General features: G+C 44.7%; 13 protein-coding genes. 6 read left to right on the top strand and 7 right to left on the bottom strand.

Going from position 1 to position 15,299, the window contains the following annotated elements; genetic code table 11:
- Window positions 1–23: 23 nt before the first annotated feature.
- A complete protein-coding gene (locus tag HB679_RS00660; protein ID WP_214070011.1) occupies window positions 24–650 on the bottom strand; it encodes a 4'-phosphopantetheinyl transferase superfamily protein in 627 nt (208 codons plus the stop codon).
- Between the two features lie 146 nt (window positions 651–796).
- Between HB679_RS00660 and HB679_RS00665 the strand changes: the two genes are divergently transcribed.
- The gene (locus HB679_RS00665) at window positions 797–4,726 is read left to right on the top strand and encodes a Pls/PosA family non-ribosomal peptide synthetase (RefSeq protein WP_214070012.1); all 3,930 of its coding nucleotides are present in this window, start codon (window positions 797–799) and stop codon (window positions 4,724–4,726) included.
- Window positions 4,727–4,917: 191 nt separating this feature from the next.
- Here the strand turns inward: HB679_RS00665 and HB679_RS00670 are convergent, their stop codons facing one another.
- Together HB679_RS00670 and HB679_RS00675 are read right to left on the bottom strand one after the other, a co-directional pair.
- Window positions 4,918–5,763, bottom strand: a complete 846-nt coding sequence (locus HB679_RS00670; protein ID WP_214070013.1) for a transglutaminase family protein — start codon at window positions 5,761–5,763, stop codon at window positions 4,918–4,920.
- Between the two features lie 12 nt (window positions 5,764–5,775).
- Window positions 5,776–6,495: a peptidase gene (locus tag HB679_RS00675; protein ID WP_214070014.1), complete on the bottom strand. Its 720-nt coding sequence runs from the start codon at window positions 6,493–6,495 to the stop codon at window positions 5,776–5,778.
- Between the two features lie 159 nt (window positions 6,496–6,654).
- On the opposite strand from HB679_RS00675, the gene HB679_RS00680 reads away from it, so the two are divergent.
- From HB679_RS00680 to HB679_RS00695, 4 genes are read left to right on the top strand one after another with little or no spacing between them, the layout of a single operon-like run.
- Window positions 6,655–7,914, top strand: coding sequence for a hypothetical protein (locus HB679_RS00680; RefSeq protein WP_214070015.1), 1,260 nt, complete (start codon window positions 6,655–6,657; stop codon window positions 7,912–7,914).
- Between the two features lie 58 nt (window positions 7,915–7,972).
- On the top strand, window positions 7,973–9,337 hold the full coding sequence (locus HB679_RS00685; RefSeq protein WP_214070016.1) for a HAMP domain-containing sensor histidine kinase: 1,365 nt from the start codon (window positions 7,973–7,975) through the stop codon (window positions 9,335–9,337).
- A gap of 1 nt (window position 9,338) precedes the next feature.
- Entirely contained in the window at window positions 9,339–9,725 is a 387-nt protein-coding gene (locus tag HB679_RS00690) for a group III truncated hemoglobin (protein ID WP_214070017.1), read from the top strand.
- Between the two features lie 2 nt (window positions 9,726–9,727).
- A complete protein-coding gene (locus HB679_RS00695) occupies window positions 9,728–9,994 on the top strand; it encodes a UBP-type zinc finger domain-containing protein (RefSeq protein ID WP_214070018.1) in 267 nt (88 codons plus the stop codon).
- 116 nt (window positions 9,995–10,110) lie between these two features.
- Here the strand turns inward: HB679_RS00695 and HB679_RS00700 are convergent, their stop codons facing one another.
- The 4 genes from HB679_RS00700 to HB679_RS00715 form a co-directional block, all read right to left on the bottom strand.
- Window positions 10,111–10,905 (bottom strand): SDR family oxidoreductase, encoded by a 795-nt coding sequence (locus tag HB679_RS00700; protein WP_214070019.1) that lies wholly within the window; start codon window positions 10,903–10,905, stop codon window positions 10,111–10,113.
- Window positions 10,906–10,909: 4 nt separating this feature from the next.
- Window positions 10,910–11,749, bottom strand: coding sequence for an oxidoreductase (locus HB679_RS00705; protein WP_255547507.1), 840 nt, complete (start codon window positions 11,747–11,749; stop codon window positions 10,910–10,912).
- A gap of 207 nt (window positions 11,750–11,956) precedes the next feature.
- The gene (locus tag HB679_RS00710) at window positions 11,957–13,066 is read right to left on the bottom strand and encodes a DUF6515 family protein (RefSeq protein ID WP_214070021.1); all 1,110 of its coding nucleotides are present in this window, start codon (window positions 13,064–13,066) and stop codon (window positions 11,957–11,959) included.
- 919 nt (window positions 13,067–13,985) lie between these two features.
- Window positions 13,986–14,651 carry a hypothetical protein gene (locus HB679_RS00715; protein WP_214070022.1) on the bottom strand — a complete coding sequence of 222 codons (666 nt, stop codon included), beginning with the start codon at window positions 14,649–14,651 and terminating at the stop codon, window positions 13,986–13,988.
- A gap of 201 nt (window positions 14,652–14,852) precedes the next feature.
- On the opposite strand from HB679_RS00715, the gene HB679_RS00720 reads away from it, so the two are divergent.
- Window positions 14,853–15,239, top strand: coding sequence for a VOC family protein (locus HB679_RS00720; protein ID WP_214070023.1), 387 nt, complete (start codon window positions 14,853–14,855; stop codon window positions 15,237–15,239).
- Window positions 15,240–15,299: the final 60 nt, after the last annotated feature.

Raw genomic sequence — 15,299 nt, forward strand, 5'->3', positions numbered from 1 at the left:
CCGGTGATGCCGAACTTTCATGTTTAAACGTCCAGCTCTTTCAAAACAACTTCCTGCAATACAGAACAAGCTATACATCCGGCAAAATCCGCATCGATATCAATAGGCAAGAGATGATAAACCCGATCTTGAAAAACTACTTTATGGACAGATACATCAATATCTAATAAAGGTGTAAAAATACCGGTGCCGGCAGCTTTTAGTACAGCTTCCTTACGTGTCCAATATTTAAAAACCTCGTTATTTGTATTTTTCGCTGCGCGGATGTTTTGTTGTTCGGCAATAGTGAAATAGTCATCGTAATTGATGTTGATCGTGCTTATTTGTTCTATATCGATACCAACCTTACCCGTAGTGGCGCCACAGCAAATCACCCTGTTGCCGGAGTGCGAGATATTAAAATCAAAGTCGCCATTAAAATAGGGGCGCTGGTATTCATCATATTGCAAACCATCCAATTTTAAATCAAGTTTAAAATGATCAATCAGCCTTAACAATAACAAAATACCTGTTACCGATAATTGTACATCCAACGGCTGTCGCTTACTTATGATCTTATCTTGCAATGTCTGTGGCAATAGCGCCAGTTTATGATGCAGATCATCATCAGTCCAGTTTTTGGTTATTTGCGTATGGTAGCAAACTATCATTTGTAATATTATTGTTTCATTTACAATAGACTAAACCATAGCCCAATTATTTTATCACATTCACCAAACAATGCCTGCAATAACAACTGTTATTACGCGTAACCAAAATTATAAACAGACCCCTCTAAAGTAACTATATATTTTATATGAATTCACTGAGTATTATACTCGGAGCCGACCGACCGGACCTTATTCGCGAAGAAACTTTGGCCAATCTGTTTTCACAGTCGGCGGTTGACTATACGGATAAAACCGCCGTTATATTCCACGACCAATCGCTTACCTACGCCGAATTGGACCGCTGGAGCAATGCCGTTGCCGAATATCTGAACAAAAAAGGCATAGCGCGCGGCAGCAAAGTAGGGGTTTGGTGGCAGCGCGGATTAGAATTGCATGTAGCTATTTTGGGTATCGTAAAAAGCGGCGCTACCTATGTACCGGTAGACCGGGAGATCCCTGCCGAACGTGTCGAACTGATTTTGGATGAGGTTGGCGCTAACGGGATTTTCAGCCTTCAAAAATTAAACTCGCCCTGCCCGCGATTATTGGTGCCGCCAATGCCGCCAGAGGGTCAGCACATCAAACTATCAAAAGGCCCGCTGCCTGATGATGTTGCCTACGTATTATATACTTCGGGCAGTACAGGGAAGCCAAAGGGTATCCCCATCAGCCAGAAACAGATCTGCCATTTGGTACGGTCGGAACAATCTATCTTTAAAATCCGCGAGAGCGATAAAGTATACCAGGGCTTCTCGGTGTCGTTTGACATGTGGTGCGAGGAAACCTGGATCAGCTACTTCGCAGGCGCGACAATTTGGGTGTCAGACAATACCACGTCTAAAGCTATTGATGAGCTGGGCGACGTTATCCGCCATGAAAAGATAACCATATTGCATGCCGTGCCAAGCTTATTAGCTGTGATGGAGGATAGCCAGGAATCATTACGATTGGTCAATGCCGGTGGCGAGGCCTGCACACCGCAGGTACTGGCTAAATGGTCGCGACCGGGCATTGATTTTTATAATAGCTATGGTCCTACAGAAACAACGGTTACCGCAACCATCGCTGCATTAAAAAGCGGCGATAAAATTGCCATTGGCGATCCGCTACCTAATTATAACCTGGCTGTGGTTGATGACAATTTGAATTTAGTACCTGTTGGCGAAGAAGGCGAACTGGTTATCACAGGCCCCGGCGTAGCTTCTGGCTATGTAAAGCTGCCATTGTTGACTCAGCAAAAATTTGTACCCAAGCCGGCTTCGCTAAATGCTTTGCCGGGTAAAATGGTTTATAGAACCGGTGATGCCGCAGTAATTAATGCCGATGGCACGGTAGATCTGCGTGGCCGCTTTGACGACCAGATCAAACTGCGCGGTTTTCGCATTGAATTGGGCGAGATCGAAGTTCGGCTGAATGCTATAACCGGCGTTGTATCTGCTGTGGTAGCTGTGAAAAAAGATGGGAGCGGGCAAGATCAACTGGTGGGCTACGTAGTTACCGATGGTAAAGAGATAGAAGAGAACCTGTTCAGGCTAGAACTGGCTAAAACGCTGCCCTCTTACATGGTGCCCGGCACCATTGTAAAGGTTGACGAGATGCCGCGCATGCCCAGCGGAAAGATAAACCGTAAAGCGTTGCCTGTGCCGGAATCGTTTTCTGCCATTAGCTCCGCTAGCGCTATAGATTTAAATGCGCCGGCCTCTGAGCGTATTTTGGCCGTTCTGCGCGGTGTTTTCCCTAATAAGGATATTACACCGGATATGGACTTTTTCGATGACCTGGGTGGGCATTCTTTACTCGCAGCGGGCTTTGTGTCCCAATTACGCAGGGATGCTAATTTACCGGGCGCTTCTTTGAAAGATATTTATTTAAATCGCCCGTTAAGCAAACTAATTTCTGTGTGGGAAGCGCAGCCAGAGGTTAAAGCTAAACCTAAAAAGGCTTATAATAAACCGCCGTTATTAAGATATATGGCATGCTGGTCGGCACAAACAGTGGCTTTATTGTTCATTTACGGGTTGTTTGCCTTCCAGATTTTTATTCCTTATTTGGGTTACTACTATGTAGACCAGCGGTGGGATAATGTGGCTTATTCTATCATCACTTCATTGGTTTTATTCTCTTTCATTCCACCGATATTTACGCTTTTATCTATCGGCGCCAAATGGTTGGTTATAGGCAAAATGAAAGAAGGCGATTACCCGCTTTGGGGGAGCTATTATTTCAGATGGTGGTTTGTCAAGGCCATGCAGCGCTTGTTGCCAGCCCAGTTTTTAAATGGTACGCCTTTATATCCGCTGTACCTGCGTTGGCTGGGTATGAAAATAGCGCCCGATGCACAGATGAGCGATTTTAGGTTTGGTGCCGAAGATTTGATAACCATAGGCAGCGACGTAAGTGTAAGTTCGCAAACTAACCTGAATAACGCTATTGTAGAAAATGGGATGCTTAAACTGCGCCGCATTCATATTGGCGATCATGCTTACATCGGAAGCAGTGCTAATATATCCGGCGACGCACATGTCCGGGCCTGGGGCGAATTGCAGGATCTTAGTTCATTATCAGCCGGTAAAATTATCCAGGAGGGCGAGGTATGGCAAGGAAGTCCGGCAGTTTTAAAGGAGACGAAACAGATTGCAGATCTTCCGCACCCAGAACCGGTATCAACCTTTACCCGCCGCAAATACAAGCTGATATTTATTTTGTGTATGATGATTTTTCCGTTCATCATCCTGGCGCCGCTGTTGCCAACCATCATCACCATTAACCGGATGGACAACAATGCGCCCGACTACAACTTTAATTACATGATCCACGTGCCAATGCTGGCTATTCTGTATTTAGCATTGTTTATGCTGGAAACCGTATTGCTAACGCGATTGTTGCAGTATGATATTAAACCGGGCAAATATTCGGTATACAGTATGTTTTATGTGCGCAAGTGGTTCTCAGATCAGCTCATGTCATTAAGCCTGATTGTAATGCATCCTATTTATGCTACCGTTTATGTAGCCGGTTATTTCAGGATGCTGGGCGCTAAGATTGGTAAGAACACGGAGATCTCGACAGCAAGCAGTGTTACGCATCCGCTGTTAGAAATAGGCGATGGTGCTTTCGTGGCCGATGCGGTGACATTAGGCGAATCTGATATCCGCGCACAGCAATTGATATTGAGCATGACCACTATCGGCAATAAAAGCTTTGTGGGTAATAGTGCCTTGATACCGCAGGGCTATCATCTTAACAGCGATATGCTAATTGGCGTACTATCAACCCCGCCCGACGAAAAACAACAACAGGAAACAACCGCGCGAGACTGGTTCGGTTCGCCGGCTATACCGTTGCCACGCAGACAGGAGAGCACACCTTTTGGCGATGAGCTGACCATCACCCCAAATATCTACCGTAGAACGGCACGCGGCTTTGTAGAGTTTATCCGCATTATTTTGCCCGAAAGCGCCATTATTTGTTTCTCGATCTTTTTCATCGCCTACGCGCATGACCTGTTGGTTGATGACCCGCTGTGGAAGATCATTCTGCTGTTCCCGTTCTATTATCTATTTTTTATGGGGATACCTTCATTTTTAGTGCCACTGGTATTAAAGTGGGTGCTTGTGGGCCGATACAAAGCGCAGCAAAAACCCATGTGGAGCTGGGCCGTGTGGAGAAGCGAGGCTATTACATCAACCTATGAAGCATTGGCCATTCCGTTTTTGTTAGATCAATTACAAGGCACCCCATGGTTGCCTGGTGTTTTACGCTTAATGGGTGTTAAAATTGGCAAACGCGTATGGATGAACACCACCGATATTACCGAATTTGATATGGTGACCATTTGCGACGATGCTGCCCTGAACCTGGATTGCGGCCCGCAGACCCATTTATTTGAAGATAGAGTAATGAAAGTAGGCACCGTAAAAATTGGCGCACGCAGCACCATTGGTGCCGGTACTATCATTTTGTATGATAGTGAGCTTGGCGATGATACAAAAGTTGAATCATTATCGCTAGTGATGAAGGGTGAACGGCTATCGCCAGGGACGGATTGGATTGGCAGCCCGGTGAAACCGGCATAGTAGATGTGCAAATGTGCGGATGTGCAAATATGCAAATGATTAAAATAAATTTGTCATTTCGACCAAAGGGAGAAATCTATACACAAGTTAGGTAATAAGCACGTGTATAGATTTCTCCCTCGTTCCTCGTTCGAAATGACAATCAATTAAAAATCAGCATCTGCACATCCACGCATCTGCATATCTGCACATCAGAGGTACGATATCCCTGTATAATCCAAATGCCCATACAACAGTGGTTCAAAACCCTCATCGGCCAATTCGCAGCTTACAACCATCGAGGTAAAATCAGCCTCGCCGAAAATGTTGGCGATGGCGGTATCGGCGGCGTCGCGGCCGGTAGCTATTTTAACCATGCCGTTTAGGGGCATCAGTTTAGTGGCATCAAACAAAATCCATTCGCCGTTTAAATAGGCCTCAAAACAGGCATGAAAATCTGGCGGAGTTAGTTGATAGGCATAACCGGTAAAATATCGCGCAGGAATAGTCAGTGCCCGGCATAACGCGATGCCCAAATGCGCAAAATCGCGGCATACGCCTTGTTGTTCTGTAACGGTGTCAAAAGCAGAAGTTTCAGAATTGGTCGATCCGCTTAAATATTCAACATTACGGTAGATCCAGTCGGTAAGAGCAATCACTTTGGTAAACGGATTTACAATATGCCCAAACATGTTGTGCGCCAGTCTGTACAATTTGTCCGACTGACAATACCGGCTTGGGTACAAGTAGGGGATAATAGTATGGTCAAATTGCGCTACCGGGGTTTCGTACTCGCCTTCATAGTTAACCAGCTTATAGCAATTGTCAACCGTGGCTTTGTACGTCACTTTTATTTTTCTGAAGTCGGGCACCTCAAACCTGATCAGGCGGTTATCGCCCGCGATTGACGGCAGTTCTTCGGTTTTTACATAGGGATCAATAATAAATTCTTCGCTCAACACGGTTTGGTGCTGTGTGCGCAAAGCATTAATATTCAAAATCAACGTACTCGCCGACCTCACTTGATATTCCATTTCGGTGAATACATTGAATTTCATAGGGGTGATATTTTATTTTAGTTTATCAAATGCCACGTCCATCCAATCTTCAGATACGTGTTCTAATGCTGCTTTCAATTCTTCGGCCCACTGGGTCGATATACTCTCTAAATCTTTCTTTTCGTATCGCTGTTGTACAATATTAAAACTGTCTTTTTTGTAGATCGCCACATCAATAGGGAAATCCACATTGTTTGAGCTCACCCGCGTCGAGTCGAACGATAAAAAGCCAACCTTTAATGCCAGCCTCAGGCTCGAATCTTCGGTAAGCGTACGGTTCAGTATAGGCTTGCCATGGCCTGAGTTACCAATGATAATGAACGGCGCACCCTGTCCCAATTCAACCCAGTTGCCTTCGGGATAGAGTAAGAACAGCTTATGTTCGTCATCATCTTTTAACTGCCCGCCAATAATGGAGTGTAAATCAAAGTTAAAACCTGCCTTCTCTAAAGAAGCTTTATCCTCGGCAACTACTCTCTTAACCTGCTCGCCAAAGGCATTCACGGCTTTATACAATTTGTTGTATTCGGTTGTCTCCAGTAATTCGTTAAAATATACAATAGCCTTATCGCGCGTTGAGCGTAAACCGCTGGTCATGATAAAAAGCGAAAACCCGTCTTTTTGTTCTATAGAGATTTTCTTTTTTACAGTAGTATCAGTTCCTGAGGTGATACGTGTATCGGCAATAGCCAGCAGGCCCTCTTTAACCTTTATTCCGAGGCAATAAGTCATTTCAGATCGTAATAATTTAAGATCGGCAAAGTAAATAAATTAATGGGTTTGCATTATAATATATCTGAAAATGTTATGCTATTATTTTGGTAGAGTATGGCTAAAATAATTTAATTTAGCCGCACACACGCCATCTGCCCTAAAGATGGCGCTAATTAAATGAGGCTATTAACCACCTTCTGTATTTTATGGTTGCTACTAACTAGTGGACAGGTGTTTGCACAGCGTGGCCGCGAAATTCCCATCGCCAAAATACATGCCGATACTGCAGCAAAAAAGCCCAGGCTAGATACAACCATACTTTCAAAAAAGGGTAAACCCCAAACAGATCTTTATGGCGTAATAAGCAAACTGCTTGATAAAAATGCCAAACCCGCAGACGATACGGTTACTTCAAAGCCTGTTGTATCTGTCGTTCCGGCAATAGGGTATACGTTGGTGTCGAAACTTGCGCTCGTGCTTTCAGGTAATATAGCTTTCCGTACCGGGTCTGATTCACGGGTATCCACCATCGTAGCAAGTACATCGTACACACAAAATAAACAGTTTAGCATACCGATGCAAACCAGCATCTGGAGCCGCGATAATAGATACAATTTTATCGGCGATTTTAGGTTTTACAAATACCCCCAAAGCACGTTCGGACTGGGCAGTAGCTCCAACATGGCTAACGAGGACCCGATGGACTATAAGTTTATACGGTTTTATGAAACCGCTTACCGACGCATCACCGGCGATTTTTACGCGGGAATAGGCTACATGTTCGATGATCATTTTGACATTACCGACAAGGGGAATTTAAACAATACGGTTTCCGACTATTCGACGTATGGCAAATCATCACGATCCATAGCGTCGGGATTTAACTTCAGTACTTTATTTGATTCGAGAGATAATGCCATCAATGCCTCGCGTGGTGCTTTTGCGTCGCTACAATATCGCGATGCGGCCAGGGCGCTGGGTAGTAGCAGTAACTGGCGATCTTTAATGGTTGATGTACGTAAATACTTTAAATTTCCGGCAAATTCTGATAACGTTTTAGCGTTATGGAACTTTGACTGGGTGATCTTAAACGGGTCGCCGGGTTATCTGGATTTGCCCAGTGTTTCCTGGGATTCGAACTCGGCCACCGGCAGGGGATATATCCAAGGCCGCTTTCGCGGCGCGCAGATGTTTTACGGCGAGGCCGAATATCGGTTCAGGATAACCGGCAACGGGTTGATAGGCGGGGTAATGTTTGCCAATGCCGAATCTTTTTCGGCAGCGCAGGGTACTAAGCTGCAGGCCATACAACCGGGTTTTGGCCCGGGTTTACGCATAAAGCTCAATAAAGTGTCAAAAACCAACATTACGGTAGACTATGGTTTTGGCACCCAGGGATCAAGAGGTTTGTTTATTGATGTGGGCGAAGCATTTTAATACATGATTGAACATGTATATACATTAATGACTATATTAGCTAGGCCAAATAATTAAAATGAGAGTTCATTTTTTCACCAGGATCAACTCCGATTATCGCACTGTTTTTAGCAATTACAGTACCCTGCAGAACCTAAAAACAGTTAGGATCATTAGTCTGATTTGTCTCTTGTTGAATATTTCTTTACGGCTTATTGTCATGGCTTATGACGTTCCTATACAAAATATTAAACATTACGACGAGTTTAATAATGCCAACATCGTGGCGTCTATTGTTAACCCAATATTTTGTGTGTTAAGCAGTTTATTGATACAGCAGTATGAACGTGGTAAAAGCAAATTGGTGTTAAGTCAGATGTTTGTTTTGCTGTTTGCCTTGTTTGTCATTTTCTCGGGTATGCGGGCTACTTTTTTTGCTATGCACAACCCGCGTAACACCCTGTTAATGTATTTAATAGGAGTAGTTACGGCCGGTTTTTTCTTCACCTTCGAGTTTTATGAAACTATTTTACTGACTATAGCGGCAGCTATTTGTTTTAATTGTCTATTGCCTTATTACCAGGTGGGTACCGGCGAAATTTTGATGAATAACCTTGGCTCATTAATAGTACTGGTTGTATTTTATTGCATTTCCAGATTCTCTTTCTCTTACCGGGCCGATAATTATCTCAAATTAAAAGCCATCGAAGAAAAAAACCAGGAGATAGAAACCGCCAGCCGGCTAAAAAATGAAATACTGGGTATAGTGGCGCATGACCTGCGCAACCCTTTAACTGCCATCCGGGTGCTGGCCAGTATGATGGAGGACGACCGTTCTATCAACGCTGATAATCAGGAAAATGTGCAAATGATCAAAGCGTCATGCGATAAGGCCACTGCGATAATTAATGACCTGATCGAGACCGCTCATAATGATAAAAATAGCTCGTTCGATATTGAAGAGGTTGAGCTTAATCAGTACCTGCTACGCATTGTCGACGAGTGGGCCAAGAACAAAACCGGCCATACCAATATTCTATATTACGGTACCAGCAAGCCCATCTACACGCATATTAACTTAGAGAAGATGCAGCGCGTAATGGATAACCTGATCAGCAACGCGGTAAAGTTCTCTGGCGATAGCGACCATGTGGAAATAAGGCTGCGGGTGAATGATGAGGGACATATATTTATCGATATTAAGGACTTTGGGATGGGTATCCCTGAAAGATTACTCCCTTATATATTTGACCGATTCTCGAGGGCCAGCCGCCAGGGCGTTCGTGGTGAAGAGTCGGTAGGATTGGGCCTGAGCATTGTTAAACAAATTGTTGAGAAACATGGAGGTAGTATTGAAGTTGTAAGTACCGAGAAAGAAGGCACTACCTTTACTATACATATGACTGCCGTCCGGCACAATAACAGTACCGAAACATCACTCTGATATGCCGGCAGAAATACTGACATTAGACGATATTAAATTGTTGGTGGATACCTTTTACGGCCGCATTCAAAATAATGATCTGTTGGCCCCAATATTTAACCAACGCATAGAAAACAACTGGCCGCAGCATCTGGAAAAGATGTATCGGTTTTGGCAAACTGTTTTGCTGGACGAATATACTTACCTGGGCAGTCCTTTTCCGCCACATGCGAAACTGCCGGTAGAACACAAGCATTTTGAAACCTGGCTGGCGTTATTTAACCAAACCGTCGACGAACTTTTTACCGGCCTCAAAGCCGAAGAAGCCAAATGGCGCGCCGCAAAAATGGCCCAAATGTTTGAAGCCAAGATCGCCCATGTCCGTAATAATCCACTTAATATTTTATAAATATGGCAGACACCTGTAAGCACATAGATAAACTAACCGAGCTTAAACAAGCAAAGGAATATGTTTGCGAAGAATGCATAAAACATGGCGGGCAGTGGGTGCATCTGCGTACCTGCCAAACCTGCGGCGTAACGCTATGCTGCGACAGCTCACCCAATACGCATATGACCAAGCATTTCCATGCCACAGATCACCCGGTGATCATATCTGCCGAACCCGGCGAGCAATGGATCTGGTGCTTTAAGGATGAGGTGTTTGCGGGATATTAAGAAATTCTAAACGCCGCGTCATTGCGAGCGTAGCGTGGCAATCTCCGGATAAATCGCTTAACCGGAGATCGTCACACTCGTTCCTCGTTCACGATGACGTGGCGGAAAGTAAGTTGCTAAAATGCCCCCTTCAATAAACCACCCTCTGCACGGATAGCAGCACCATTGGTAGCCGCCGCAAGCGGACTAGATAAATACGTAACCATATTAGCCACCTCATCCGTAGTTAAAAAGCGTTGAATGATAGACGTTGGGCGCATGGTTTTAAAGAAATCAACCTCAATCTGCTCAACGGTTTTGTTCTGATCCTTCGCCAGGTTTTCTATGAAACTACCGACGCCTTCAGAAAGGGTAGGACCCGGTAGTACCGAGTTTACCGTTACATTAGTGCCTTTAGTCAGCTCTGCTAAACCACGAGCAATGGCTATTTGTGCGGTCTTGGTCATGCCGTAATGAATCATCTCTTCCGGGATCTGCACGGCAGATTCGCTGGAAATAAAGATAATCCGGCCCCAATTCTTTTTCAGCATTTTATCAAAATAAACGCGCGACAACCTGATACCGCTCAATACATTGATCTCATAAAACCTAAACCAATCCTCATCGCTGATATCAGCAAATGCTTTAGGCTCAAATATCGCTACGTTATTGATCAGTATATCTACCTCGGGCACCTTTGCAATCAATGCGGCTATCTGGCCCTTGTCAGCAAAATCGGCGATCACCCCGGTTACGTCTTTATTGCCCGTGGCTTCAATAATGCTTTTTACAGCATCATCCACACGTTGTTGGGTGCGTCCGTTAACAATAACTTTTGCGCCTTCCTGGGCCAAATGCTTGGCTATGGCATAGCCTATGCCAGCGGTCGATCCGGTAACCAGGGCTATTTTATCTTTGAGTTGTAAGTCCATTTTATTATTCGTTTACTGGGAAATCTGCACCTGTCGTAGTGTCTTCCCAGGCATCGTAATCTTTCTTCAACACATCCAGCTTATTGCGGGCGCCTTTTAGGGCAGCAACACCCAGTAACAGGTGCAAAGGCGGGTGCTCGGCTTCAACAGCCTTAACAATGGCTTTAGCCGCACGTACCGGGTCGCCGGGTTGGCTGCCGCTATAACCGCGGATGGCTTGTTTGTTAGCCTCGGCCGTTTCTTTATAATCATCAATAACGATCTTACTGTTATTTGCCGATCTGCCCGCCCAGTCGGTACGGAAACCACTTGGGTTAATCACAGTTACCTTGATACCCAGGGGCGCAGTTTCTTTAGCCAGAGCCTCGCTATAGCCGTCAACAGCAAACTTTGTTGCGTTGTAGAAGCCAACACCCGGAAAGCCAACCAAACCGCCTATAGAGGCTATATTTACAATATGTCCGCTGTGTTTAGCGCGCATCAGCGGCAGCACTTCGGTAGTGGTGTGTGTCAGTCCCCAGAAGTTAATTTCAAACATGCGGCGCACCTCATCTTCCTCGCTCTCTTCAATCGCCCCAAAATAGCCTATACCCGCGTTGTTTACCAGTACGTCTATCTGCCCAAACTTTTCATTAACCTGCGCTACGGCCGATTTGATCTCGGTCTGATCCGTTACATCCAATTTAACTGCAATAGCGGTGTCAGGGTATTCATCCACAATATCCTGCACGTCTTCAACCTTTCGCGAGGCTACACCTGCGCGGTAACCCGCCTTTAGTACTTCTTTAGCCAGTTCCCTGCCGAAACCGGTTGAACAGCCTGTTATTAACCAAACTTTACTCATGTTTTTCAAAAGATTTAAATGTTAATCAAAATAACAGTATAGGGTGTAAATGTTTGTCATGCGTTTGTTTTTAATGGAAACTTACAAAGAGTGGATTAAACTTACGAAGTTTTAGAAACTTCGTAAGTTTTGCCTTGGCGACAACAAAAAAGGCGGGCACTTTAACAGTGTCCGCCTTCTTGGGTATTTGAAATTATTAATTATTGCTTAGTCTGGGCTGTTATCTGGTGTGCCGGTAACCTTATAGGCTTTTTTACCTTCGGCGTCCTGGATTTGCTGGTAGTAAAAATCATCAGGAGACACATAGTATAACTGACCGTTGATTCTAATTTTACGGCTATCAGATGGTAAGCTGTAAAAAATGTCGCCAATTTCTGGCATAGCTACGGCAGGCTGATTACCTTGCTGACGGGGAGCCGGCGCAGGTTGATCCTGGTAACCGCCTTGATCCTGTCCCTGAGGAGCGTATCCGCCCTGGTCCTGACCTTGATCTTGTCCCTGGTCATCAGTATTTAATTGGCCGTCTTTACCGGCAACCTGGTAAACAACGCTACCGTCGTCTTTAGTAACCGGGGTATAGTAAACACCATTAGCTTCGTAATATTGCTGACCGTTTATAGTAATAGACTTCGCATTGCCTGGCAGCGTATTGATTGCTGCACCTATAGGTGGCTCAACTACAGTATATTGGTCGTTATCATATTGATAAAAATAACCACCGCTGTAGTAAAATTGTGAGTCGCCCCACCAGAATGGGTAATAACCATAAGGCAATACACCAAGGCTAAAACCTAAACGAGGATAATACAAGCTGGCATAGAAACCACGATTATAATAAAAGCCTCTGTGAGCATACCATGGGCTATAACGGTAGCCAAAACTACGGCCGTAACCACCCGGGTAATAACGCCCGCCACGGCTATAACCGCCACGGTAACCTGAAATTCCTCCTCTATAGGCAGTTGCACCACCTACATGAGCGCCACCACGCACACCTGATGCGCCGGGAGCAAAAGCCCTGGTAGATTGTGATCTGTTGAAACTGTTGGTTGTGGCACCTCTTGAGAAGCCACCTCCAGATGGACGGCTAAAAGAACCTGAAGGACGGCTAAAGCTACCGCCGCTACGAGAACCGCCACCGCTAAAATGACTGCCGCCACCGCCGCCGCCGTGGAAACCACCACCGCCGCCGCCATGAGAACCGCCACCGCCACCAGAATGACCGCCGCCACGTTGAGCGTCGGCAGGGATGGCTAAAAACAAGCATAATAATCCGGTTAAGCCTGTTAGTGTTAAATATTTTGATATCCTTTTCATAATTTGTTTAATTATAGCAGCTTTTCTGGGGCTGTTATTGATATAGACTAAAAAAATGCCACAGGTTTAATGGCACTATAATTTATATTCAAAAAGTAGTCCAAGATTACTATTAGTTGACAATACCTACTAATTTGTCAGGTTCTTGAGTGCATGAGTGTTTTTTTTTGTATCCCGGTGGGGACAGGTGTGGGTACATTTTACTTGAATGTGTTGATGGAGGAATTTGATTGGTATGGTGCGTATCTGATTTTTATTTCGGTGGTATAAATGTTTAAAAATGATTGATTTAATAATTGTTTGTGATTGAGTGGTGGTGTTAATAATTGCTTGAGTGGATTAAGGGAAACTATGGAAGCCTTTGAAGCATACAACTAATCTCTAACCACCCAGTTTCTGTTCACCAATTATGGCGTTGCCTGCGGCCCGCGCTATCCGCTCATACTGCTCAAGGCCTTAGCCGCAAGGCCGGTATCCGCTGCTATCGCTAACGCGGTATAAGGCTGCCGCAAGCGTCCTGTTTGTGGTAAATTTTCTCTAATAGTGCTGTCCGAAGTTTGCAACTTCGGACAGCGTCGTTGTCTCACCCTCTTTATCGCTTGCGGAAGAGAGGGTGGTCGAGCCAAGCGATGACCGGGTGAGTCGCCGCGTTAGGGATTGCAGCGGATACCGGCCAGGCGCCTAAGGCCCTGTGACGTATGAGCGGAAAGCCCGGACCGAAGGTAACGCCAAAATCATCCACACACTGATCCAAAAAAGACTTATAAGTCATAAAAAGTGATCCAAACTGATCCAACTATTAAAATAGTTTTAATGTAATTAATTGATTTTTAAATGGTTGTAATTTTCAGGTGATCCAACTGATCCACATTCTCGCGTGGATCACTTCCTTAAATCTCCGACGAAAGGTTTAGCGCGATTAAAACTCATAGGCTATCCTGGCATTCAAAGTCAGGCTCAGGGCGAGTCCATCGTAAGGCTCATTTACCCCATAGCTGAGATTCAGTTCGCGCGGAGGAACTCGGTAGGCATGCGGATCAATCATACCTGATTGTGTTACCCTTCGCAATTCGCCGCCAAAGCCGCCATAAAAATCAAATACTATGTGTTTCCAAAGTAATTGCACGCCGTATTTAAGATTTCCGGCAATGATCAGTTTATGGATATCGACATTGTCAAGATACGATGGTGTATTACTGCCGCTATCTGCCGCAAACGCTTCATCAGCTTTATAATTTACTTTTAGGTACATCGCGTTAGCTGCTACATACATGCGGAAATTTCTTCGCCTGGTTGGCAAAAAGTACTTCTGTTCTATGTCAAGGCGCCAACCCTTGTAATTAGAAAAATCTATTTCAGGGTCTATTACACTTGTCATTCGCGCTACAGCAAATGAAGTGGCAAGGTTTTTACCGTAAGCGCGCTGGTAACCCAGTTCGAACCCTGGATTTATAGGGTCTATGGCCCTTAACGGCGTAATGAAAATTTGATTAGGGCGGTCATTCTCATGGCTTTGCGCCAGCGTGACCCTGGTGCTTAAAGTAATAAAGACAAGAAGGATAAGCTTGGTTAGGTTTAGTCGCATGTTCAGATTTACTTACTCTAAGATAAGGGTTTTGCACCATATACACTCATAACTAGCATTTGTTGGCGGCGTAATAGTTTGATTTGTAAACTTTGAATAACACCATGGTGGCGTTTTTAACTGATAATTTAACCGGCCCATAATATTAAGTGATTAGACGGATCTTAATTTTAGGTAACACTTAAAATAATAAAAAACGTTATGGAACCAACAGCAAATGCACTAAACTGGTTTGAAATACCGGTTGAAGAAATTGAACGCGCACAAGATTTTTATGAAGGCATATTCGACATGGATATGGCACCGCTGCAAGAAATGCCGGGCATGATTATGGTGGGTTTCCCCATTGATATGGCTAGCGGCAAAGTATCAGGCGCGCTGGTAGAGAGTGATAACCACATACCTTCTGAAGAAGGAGCGATTATTTATCTGAACGCAAATCCTGATATGCAAGTTATCCTTGATCGCGTAGAAGAGTTAGGCGGCGAAATATTGATGCCTCGCACAGAGATTAGTCCTGAAATTGGCTATATGGCGTTCATCATTGATTCTGAAGGCAACAAGGTTGGGCTGCACTCACAAAATTAAGTACTGTTTGCAAACAAAAAATCCCGGGCATTAACGCCCGGGATTTTTTGTTTTAAATAA

The sequence above is a fragment of the Mucilaginibacter sp. dw_454 genome (assembly GCF_018449775.1).
Lineage (GTDB): Bacteria > Bacteroidota > Bacteroidia > Sphingobacteriales > Sphingobacteriaceae > Mucilaginibacter.

Bases quoted from the DNA above. Each gene is read 5' to 3' on its own strand.
- HB679_RS00660 (WP_214070011.1), bottom strand. From the start codon at position 650: ATGATAGTTTGCTACCATACGCAAATAACCAAAAACTGGACTGATGAT.
- HB679_RS00665 (WP_214070012.1), top strand. From the start codon at position 797: ATGAATTCACTGAGTATTATACTCGGAGCCGACCGACCGGACCTTATT.
- HB679_RS00670 (WP_214070013.1), bottom strand. From the start codon at position 5,763: ATGAAATTCAATGTATTCACCGAAATGGAATATCAAGTGAGGTCGGCG.
- HB679_RS00675 (WP_214070014.1), bottom strand. From the start codon at position 6,495: ATGACTTATTGCCTCGGAATAAAGGTTAAAGAGGGCCTGCTGGCTATT.
- HB679_RS00680 (WP_214070015.1), top strand. From the start codon at position 6,655: ATGAGGCTATTAACCACCTTCTGTATTTTATGGTTGCTACTAACTAGT.
- HB679_RS00685 (WP_214070016.1), top strand. From the start codon at position 7,973: ATGAGAGTTCATTTTTTCACCAGGATCAACTCCGATTATCGCACTGTT.
- HB679_RS00690 (WP_214070017.1), top strand. From the start codon at position 9,339: ATGCCGGCAGAAATACTGACATTAGACGATATTAAATTGTTGGTGGAT.
- HB679_RS00695 (WP_214070018.1), top strand. From the start codon at position 9,728: ATGGCAGACACCTGTAAGCACATAGATAAACTAACCGAGCTTAAACAA.
- HB679_RS00700 (WP_214070019.1), bottom strand. From the start codon at position 10,905: ATGGACTTACAACTCAAAGATAAAATAGCCCTGGTTACCGGATCGACC.
- HB679_RS00705 (WP_255547507.1), bottom strand. From the start codon at position 11,749: ATGAGTAAAGTTTGGTTAATAACAGGCTGTTCAACCGGTTTCGGCAGG.
- HB679_RS00710 (WP_214070021.1), bottom strand. From the start codon at position 13,066: ATGAAAAGGATATCAAAATATTTAACACTAACAGGCTTAACCGGATTA.
- HB679_RS00715 (WP_214070022.1), bottom strand. From the start codon at position 14,651: ATGCGACTAAACCTAACCAAGCTTATCCTTCTTGTCTTTATTACTTTA.
- HB679_RS00720 (WP_214070023.1), top strand. From the start codon at position 14,853: ATGGAACCAACAGCAAATGCACTAAACTGGTTTGAAATACCGGTTGAA.